Here is a 370-nt window from a genome sequence, read left to right as displayed (position 1 = left end):
TTTAAAATGGCTGGGGTACCAGGATTCGAACCTGGGAATGGCGAGATCAAAACCCGCTGCCTTACCGCTTGGCGATACCCCAATTTTCTTAAATGGTGCGGGAGGCGAGACTTGAACTCGCACACCTTGCGGCGCTAGAACCTAAATCTAGTGCGTCTACCAATTTCGCCACTCCCGCTAAGAGTGGTGGCTATGGCGGGATTCGAACCTGCGACCCCATCATTATGAGTGATGTGCTCTAACCAACTGAGCTACATAGCCACATCAGCATCGAAGTTATTCGATGTTTTTAAAATGGCTGGGGTACCAGGATTCGAACCTGGGAATGGCGAGATCAAAACCCGCTGCCTTACCGCTTGGCGATACCCCA

Annotated in this window: 4 tRNA genes; all 4 read right to left on the bottom strand. The window is 51.4% G+C overall.

Annotated features, from left to right (window positions below):
• Window positions 1-7 precede the first annotated feature (7 nt).
• Window positions 8-82, bottom strand: a tRNA-Gln gene (locus Q0753_RS16595).
• Between the two features lie 11 nt (window positions 83-93).
• Window positions 94-178: transfer RNA gene (locus Q0753_RS16590), tRNA-Leu, on the bottom strand.
• Window positions 179-184: 6 nt separating this feature from the next.
• A tRNA-Met gene (locus Q0753_RS16585) sits at window positions 185-261 on the bottom strand.
• Between the two features lie 34 nt (window positions 262-295).
• Window positions 296-370 (bottom strand) — tRNA-Gln (locus Q0753_RS16580).

The organism is uncultured Oceanisphaera sp. (genome assembly GCF_947495715.1).
Classification (GTDB): Bacteria; Pseudomonadota; Gammaproteobacteria; order Enterobacterales; family Aeromonadaceae; genus Oceanimonas; species Oceanimonas sediminis.
Note: the sequence above shows the minus strand (reverse complement) of the source record. Positions and strands in the feature narration are given on the sequence as shown.